The following is a 7,574-nucleotide window of genomic DNA, read 5'->3' as shown; positions in this document are numbered from 1 at the left end:
GTTCTGGCGTTTGAAGATCTGGGGATGGAGGCAATCTATGAGTTTGACGTTGAAGATATGCCCGTGACTGTTGCAGTCGATGCTGAAGGCGTGTCGGTGCATACGACAGGGCCTAAAGAATGGTCGGCGAAGATCGCGGGGATACCGGTGGTGGTGGCCTGAGTGCGCATTTAAAATTGAACTCTCACGCCAACGGTGACACCCCCCAGCGTTTGGCGTGCGCGTGTTTCACCGGAGAGTTCCGCAAAACCGTATGCGTTGTCGGTAAATCTGGCAGTTCCGTACAGCGCAGCTTGCACAAAAGTATTGCCAATGTTTGACGCCTGAACGGTGGTGCCGTAGCCAGCGAGATTGGTATTCAACGTAGGATTGATCAGGCTGTTGGTGTCTGCACCAACAGCAAGATTGACTTTGTAGGTAAATGGTTCGCTCATCGGGTTTTTATTTTTTGAACCAAGCGATACCCCTAACAAACCTCGCAGGCTGTTACCCGAGTAGCTGTTCACACTGAGCGCAGCTGCACTTGCGTTACCCTCATCAAACGATGATTGATTCACCATTTGCCAAGTTGTTCGAACATAAGGTGTGACAACCACATCGTTGAGGTCGATGGGTCTGCTGATATCTGCGCTGAGCAGCACATCATTACCTCGAATGCCTCGTGCTTTGAGGTTACTGCTCGAGGTCGGATCTGTGCGACTAACGTCGGTAGAACTCAACCCAAAGCTAGCCATGCCGCTCAGCACATAATCCTGCAAGACAGGCGCCTTGCCGTACACAAAGATAGAGCCTTGGCCGATTGTTCCAGTGCCTTGGCTCATTGAGACATTGGTGGTCGAGAGTGAGAACCCTGCACCTGCTTTGCTCGCACCTTCTTGATATAGATCGGCCCCGAAGACCGCTTGATACAGATTGCTGTTAAATCCATTGGCGTTTGAGTCGCCGGATCTATTGCCGTACTGATAAGCAATTTCTCCCCAGATATTCTGCTTATAAAGTCCTGCCATATCCTTCACAGGATCAACTGCTGGATTGGTACTGTAAGCGCCTGTGGTGAGACCCAAAGGGTTTTGTGCGGTGACGCTGTTCGTATTCAAAGGCATCGAGGCATTGAGGTTGCCAGCGCCGAGAGGGATTGCCACATCCGACAGATGAGCTATAACGGCACTCTGTACCCGTTGACTTGTTTGTGGAATGACCGCCACGGTATCGGCGTAGATTTCACCGGTCAAAGATTGCGCGAAGCGAGGAAGTGAAGCTGCCGTTTGCGTTGCTGTTGAGTACATAAGGTTTGTCTGCGTGCTGCTGGCGGTGCCTGCAACTTGAACGGCACTTAATTTATCCAAGACTGACGCAATCGCCTGCACATTGGTGCTGTTGTTGGCGAGCGTCGTAGGATAGGACGTTGGGACTACAGCGAGATCGACGCTGTTGCTTCCTGAGTAATTGTAAAAGGGGATGAACTGCGTCCCTGACGCTAAACCCGACGGCTGTGAGATCGTTGAGAAGGTGCCAGTAATCCCCGTTGCTGCCGTAATGATTCGAAACGTATCGCCTAGGCTTGGCACGTAGGGTGCACTACCGTACCCCGACTCGGTGGTTTGAAACAGGTTCTGCAGCCTAGGGTTTAAGATTGTCCCTGAATTGATAGTCAGTTGGCCATTAACGCTCAAGAACGAGTAATAGCCACTTGCGCCACTTGGCGAACTACTGCTTGCCTGCGAGATGCCCGCAATATCTTGCTGGTAAACAGACCCTGCGTTCAATGTGACACTTTGAGAGACGCTCAGATACCCTGGTGAGTTTCCGGGTTTCAGGATGCCGTAAACAATGACGTTGCCCGAAATGGTTCCGCTACCCATCAGTGTTGCGGGTGTCGAAACAACGACGTCGCCTGATCCCGTCGGGGCTGCACCTGCAACCGTTAGCGTACCGCCGGAAACCGTCGTGCCGCCCGAATAGGTGTTCGTCCCCATCAGGAGGGTATTGCCAGTGCCTGTGAAGGTTAAACCGCCCACCCCAGAAAAAAGGCCAGACACTGTTGCGTTGCCAGAGGTCGGTTGTTGCACCATTCCACCCGAACTGGTGACCAGAATCGGCGTGCTGATCTGATCCCCGGCGCTCAAGACGAGCGTACCGCCCGCCAACACTGGGTTATATGAATGACCAAGCGTCGCGGCCGTTGCTTTCGCGCCGCTGATAATGTTCGTTATTGCCGGTGTCGTGGAAGTGCCACTGCTGCTGGTGCCGCTTGTACTTCCATTCGCACTACAGACACTGCACGCCGTAATGGTTAAGTCCCAAGTACCAGTGCTACCTTCTTCGGTTAAAGCATATGAGTATCCTGATGAAGAACCTGTGTAAGTCGATCCGGTCAGGGTAAGGCCAGTCAAGTAAGTCGAGAGCGTGTTGCCAAAGCCTTGTAAAACTGCTGTAAAGGATTTGTTGATAATCGAGGTGCTGGTCGTTGAGGCTGACGAAATGCCAAAGGCTGAGGTTCCTGAAACTGCTGATATTGACAGCTGTCCATAATTGCTCGTGCTAGCAATAATCGGGTTATAAGCCGTGGGCAAGGTGCCCGTGTAGCTCAAGGCGCTACCGCTTGCACCTTGCTGATTATTCAAGGCCGAAATGGTGCCCCCAGTATTGCTAATCCCCCCTTGGATTGTGCCGTAATTGGTCAATCCATTGCTTGCGCTAGATCCGATACTGCCAGAGTTATATAGGCCGGCGGTTTGCCCAGAGAGTGTGCCGTTATTGGTTAGGGTTGTGATCGTGCCGCTGTTTCTAATTCCTACACCAGCAACGCCACCGCCTGTCATGGTGCCCGAGTTGGTGAGCGTGCTGATGGTGCCGGAATTTCCGATCGCATTGCCGCCAACGCCAGAAATGCCCAGCGTAGCAGTTCCAGTCGCTGAGCCTGTGATGGTGCCGGTGTTGATGAGTGTTGTAATCGTAGAGGTGCTGTCATTATTGACCGCCGAAGCGGCGGTGCCATTCGCGCCTGCTGTCCCGCCAGTGCCCGATGAGGATCCGCCTGCAGCACCATTACCACCAGTGATTGAACCACTATTGTTTAACGTCGTGATCTGTCCGGAAGTTTCGTTCTTGATCCCATTGGCACCAGCACCACCCGCCCCCCCAGTGCTGTTGGCCCCCGTTGTCGCACCGCCTGAACCGCCGGCACCCCCCGTGATGGTGCCTGTGTTGTTCAGCGTTTGGATCAATCCACCTGCATTTAACAATGCAGCGTTGCCTGTGGCGCCATTGCCACCCGTATTGCCAGCGCCAGTTGCGCCCCCGCCATTGCCTGCGGTCCCACCCGAAATGGTGCCGCTATTGTTCACGGTGGTGATCGTGCCGGAGTTGTAGAGTGCTGGAAAACTGCTACCAGCAGCACCGCCGTTGCCTGCAGTGCCACCAGCACCGCCGTTGGCACTGGCCCCGCTGGTAATCTGTCCATTATTGTTTAACGTACCGATGGTTCCGGCGAAGTTGTAAACCCCATTAGCAGTACCACCACCAGTGCCGCCCGCACCGGTCGAGCCTGCGCTTGCGGCCCCCCCTTGTCCACCCGTTATCGTCCCGTTATTGGTTAACGTAGTGATGGTTCCTGCGTTCTTCAGACCCGAACTGGCGGTACCACCATCAGCGCCTGAACTGCTCGTACCGCCCGTGCCAGCGTTACCCCCGTTCCCGCCCGCCACGGTTTCACCGCTGTTGATGGTGATGCTGTTAATCGTGCTGCTCGACACAGAGTTGTAAACCCCCAGGGCGCCACTACCGCCATTACCTCCTGCATTCGTTGGCGAACTGCTGGTGCCGCCTTGCCCCCCATTGCCACCGCATGTCGTTGAGATCGTGAGATCACCTTGAGATGTTGTATAGACAGTTGCGGCAGAGCCACCGCCGCCCACGCCGCCTTGCGCACCATTCGTGCCCGCGGTGCCTGTGATGCCACAGCTCGCGTAAGCCGCGGCATGTCCGGCAAATAAGGCGACAGCTAGCACTACCAAACCACGACTGTTGAAAATGTTTTCGGATGCTTGATTCAGTTGGCAGCGATGAGCCGTGCAGTTTTTATTTGATGGATTCATATTCATTTTTGTTGTTACAAGGTTTGAATTATTGGTCGCAGCAATAACGCCAGTCATGGGCAAGCATAGGCATCGATACCTAAGCGATGCTTGTTATTCTTGATAACCAATGGTAAATCCGGCTCACTTAAAATGTAAGCTTTTTTCTATTTTTGTTGTAAGAAAAATACCATTTAAAAGTTGGCACGACGATATTAATCCGCTTGGTCGGGCAGAGTGTGTTGCCCGTTCGAGAAGGACCGAATTTTTTTTAAGAGGCTTAGGGAACGAGGCGAACAGGTCTCATGACCCAGTTCTGCCGGCTAGCGTTCAAATGACGTGCACGGCGTTAGTGCCAGCGTGCGGAGATTGCCATGTAAGATCCCAGCACGACCAATCCGCCAAGAAAACACTTCTTGAAGATTTGCTGTGAAATCATGCCGCGGATGGATTGTCCGAGGTACATGCCCGCGAAAGCGGGGATGAGGGCGATCATTGAGTTGGTCGCAACATCGAGCCGAAACTGATGGGTAAAAAATAACCCTAGTGCTAAGACAAGCGATGAAACGGTAAACGTTAAACCTAGGGCTTGGATAAGATCGTCTTTTTCTAAACCAAGCGCGGCAAAGTAAGGGCCCACGGGCATCACCGAGATGCCGGTTGCCCCCATGATGACACCAGTGGTGAAGCCTGCCGCCGGCGACGCCCACTTTTCAGATGCGGGACGCACGACGAAGCGGGCATTGCTCAGACCAAAGACCCCATAAAAAGCAAGAACGCAACCCAAAACGATGTTCGCCAGATGCGTTGCGCCGCTCGTCATGAACATAATGCCCAACGGCGTGCCCACACAGATCGCCAGCAACAAGGTATTGAAGCGCTTTGTCAGGCCACCAAAATGCGGGCCGTTCAAGAGTTGCCAAATATTCGTGAGCAGAGAGGGGATCACGAGCATGCCTGCTGCCTCCACGGGCGGGATAATGAGACTAAGCACGCCAATGGCGAAGGTGGGCAGGCCCATCCCTAGAACGCCTTTAATCACCCCTGCCATGACAAAAATCACTGACCCCAGGGCGATCACTAAATACGAATGACTCAATACAACTCCATTAACTGCGTGTTGTCGGCAAAGGCGTCCGGGCTACCTTCTTTGATCAACTCGCCGGATTTCATGACCATGACTCGGTCAGAGATTTTGAGCGCCTCTTTGACGTTTTGCTCAACGATCAGGATCGACATCTTACGTTCTTTTTGCAATGTCCGAATGGGGCCAAGTAAGTCTTGAAACAATTTCGGCGCAAGACCAATGGACGGCTCATCCAAGAGCAGACAGCGAGGCTGACTGAGCAACGCTCGTCCTAAGGACACCATCTGCTGCTGCCCGCCAGATAAGGTTCCTGCGCGCTGCTGATAGAATTTCTTGATCATGGGGAGCACTTGCATCACCCAATCCAGACGAGCGGCTTGCTCGCCCTTGGGTGTGCCGTTTGCCCAAAAGCCCAGTCGCATGATCTCTGCAACGGTCAGACCGGGAAACACCCCACGTCCTTCCGGCACGAGAGCAATACCAGCAGCACTCATGGATTTAGGACTAGGTTTGACCATCGTTTGTCCCTCCAGCTTCAGGCTGCCCTGTTCAAGATGGATCAAGCCAAATAATGCTTTGAGTAACGTAGATTTTCCGGCGCCATTGTGACCAATTAAGCAGAGCACCTCGTTATATTCGAGCCTCAGATTGAAGTCTGACAAAACGGGTCGCCCTCCATAACCCACCTGCAGATTCAGGGCTTCGAGAAAGGGGCCCTTGAGTGGTCTGTTGTTAAGCTCCTTTTGCATCGCAGCGGTGTGGCCCACGTCCATTGAGTGACTCATGCGTGGTCTCCGAAATAGATGGCAGCAAGATGAGGATCTTTGAGAATATCCTCTGAACTGCCTTGAGCCAGCAGTTTGCCTTGATCTAAAAAGGCTACTCGGTCGGACAGCTGAATGACGATATCGAGATTGTGTTCGATGATGCAGATGGTGACACCGCTTGCCGCATACTGACGCAATAAGGCGACGAATTTGTCGAACGAGCGTGGGTCAAGCCCAGAGGCGGGTTCGTCTAGCAACCACAGTTTGGCTTCGCTTGCCATGATGCGAGCGAGGCTCAAGAACTTTCTTTCTGCATATGCCAGATCAACGGCTCGCTCATGACGCTTTTCTAGCAATCCGGTCTCAGTGAGTACCCGTTCAATCCGTTGTGCATGTCTGGTTTGTCCAGACTGCCAAATCCAACTGCCGCGCTCCATGACTGTCATGATGTTTTCTTCGACGGTCATCTGATTGAAAAGACGTAAATCTTGAAAAGTACGCGCAATCCCCATGCGAGCAATTCGCCAAGGCTCAATGCCATTGACTTGGGTGCCGAGCCAATGAACCGTACCTGTGGTCGGCAACAAGTGGCCCGTGATCAAATTAAACAAGGTTGTTTTGCCTGCGCCATTCGGGCCAACGAGCGTCGTGATGACACCAGCAGGTAAATCCAGCGTCACATCCGAGATTGCTTGAAGCCCGCCAAAATTTTTATTCAACCCGCGGATCTGAAGAAGAATGTCGGTCGCACTCATGCGGATTTCTCCTTGCTGCGTCCACCGACTAAACCGCCAGGGCGAAAAATCATCAGCAACACCATCGCGGCACCATAGACGATCTGCTGAATGGCCCCCAGTTCGCCGGCTGGCAGAAAAGGCAGGTAGGTCAACGCAGCGGGCAAGGTCATCAATAATGCGGCCCCAGCGACCGGCCCAAGCAACGTGCCCGTGCCACCGATAATCACCATCGCCATCAATAAGATTGAGGTTTCGAGCGTGAAACCTTCGACATTGATGAAGCTCATGTAAAAAGCGTAGAGCACCCCTGCAATGGCTGCCAATCCAGAAGAGATGGCGACCGAAAGCGTTTTAATCGCATTCACGCGTTTGCCATAAGCTTGCGCAGCTGATTCGCTGTCTCTGATCGCCATGAGGCTGCGACCGAAACTGCCTCTCACCAGCAGGCTGATGATCCCAAGTACCGCGAGCAGCATCACCACAGACAGCATTAAAAAGGCGGTGTCGTCATTGAATACATAGCCCAAGAGTTTGGGTCTTGGGATGCCAATCATCCCACCTAAACCGCCAGTGACAGACTTCCATTCGGCAAAGATCGTCACGCCGATGACTTGCAGGCCCAGTGAGGCTGCCACAAAATACTCGCCCCTCACTCTCAAGGCCGGCAACGCCAGTGCCATTGACACGAGTGCCGAGAGGCCAAATGCTGCCAGCAAGCAAATCATCAGAGAGTCGGTGACATGCAATGCCAGATAAGCGGCGGTATAGGCTCCGATCCCAAAAAAGATCGTATGAGCAAGTGAATAAATCCCGGCATAACCCATAATGAAATTTAGGGTCAGAGCTAGAATGCCGTTGACACAAAAAAGCACGGCGATATTTTGGAGGTAGGCGATCATTTTTTTGC

The 7,574-nt window shown here is 53.1% G+C and carries 6 protein-coding genes; 1 reads left to right on the top strand and 5 read right to left on the bottom strand.

The genetic code is table 11. The features are described from left to right. A partial coding sequence (locus tag AC1W8Y_RS01310) for a fumarate hydratase C-terminal domain-containing protein (RefSeq protein ID WP_482012659.1) occupies positions 1 to 162 on the top strand: 162 nt, incomplete at its 5' end. A gap of 8 nt (positions 163 to 170) precedes the next feature. Here AC1W8Y_RS01310 and AC1W8Y_RS01305 read toward each other — a convergent pair. From AC1W8Y_RS01305 to AC1W8Y_RS01285, 5 genes are all read right to left on the bottom strand, one after another. Further along, positions 171 to 4,154 carry a beta strand repeat-containing protein gene (locus AC1W8Y_RS01305; RefSeq protein ID WP_482012639.1) on the bottom strand — a complete coding sequence of 1,328 codons (3,984 nt, stop codon included), beginning with the start codon at positions 4,152 to 4,154 and terminating at the stop codon, positions 171 to 173. Positions 4,155 to 4,425: 271 nt separating this feature from the next. Next, complete coding sequence (locus tag AC1W8Y_RS01300; protein WP_482012638.1) at positions 4,426 to 5,175, bottom strand: sulfite exporter TauE/SafE family protein; 750 nt, start codon at positions 5,173 to 5,175, stop codon at positions 4,426 to 4,428. Further along, complete coding sequence (locus tag AC1W8Y_RS01295; protein WP_482012637.1) at positions 5,172 to 5,948, bottom strand: ABC transporter ATP-binding protein; 777 nt, start codon at positions 5,946 to 5,948, stop codon at positions 5,172 to 5,174. Before AC1W8Y_RS01295 ends, AC1W8Y_RS01300 begins: the two co-directional genes overlap by 4 nt. Continuing rightward, entirely contained in the window at positions 5,945 to 6,685 is a 741-nt protein-coding gene (locus tag AC1W8Y_RS01290) for an ABC transporter ATP-binding protein (RefSeq protein ID WP_482012636.1), read from the bottom strand. Before AC1W8Y_RS01290 ends, AC1W8Y_RS01295 begins: the two co-directional genes overlap by 4 nt. Further along, entirely contained in the window at positions 6,682 to 7,566 is an 885-nt protein-coding gene (locus tag AC1W8Y_RS01285; protein WP_482012635.1) for a branched-chain amino acid ABC transporter permease, read from the bottom strand. Before AC1W8Y_RS01285 ends, AC1W8Y_RS01290 begins: the two co-directional genes overlap by 4 nt. Positions 7,567 to 7,574 lie beyond the last annotated feature (8 nt).

The organism is Jezberella sp., from assembly GCF_964834465.1.
The sequence above is the reverse complement of the archived record's forward strand: the minus strand, read 5'-3'. Positions and strand labels throughout refer to the sequence as shown.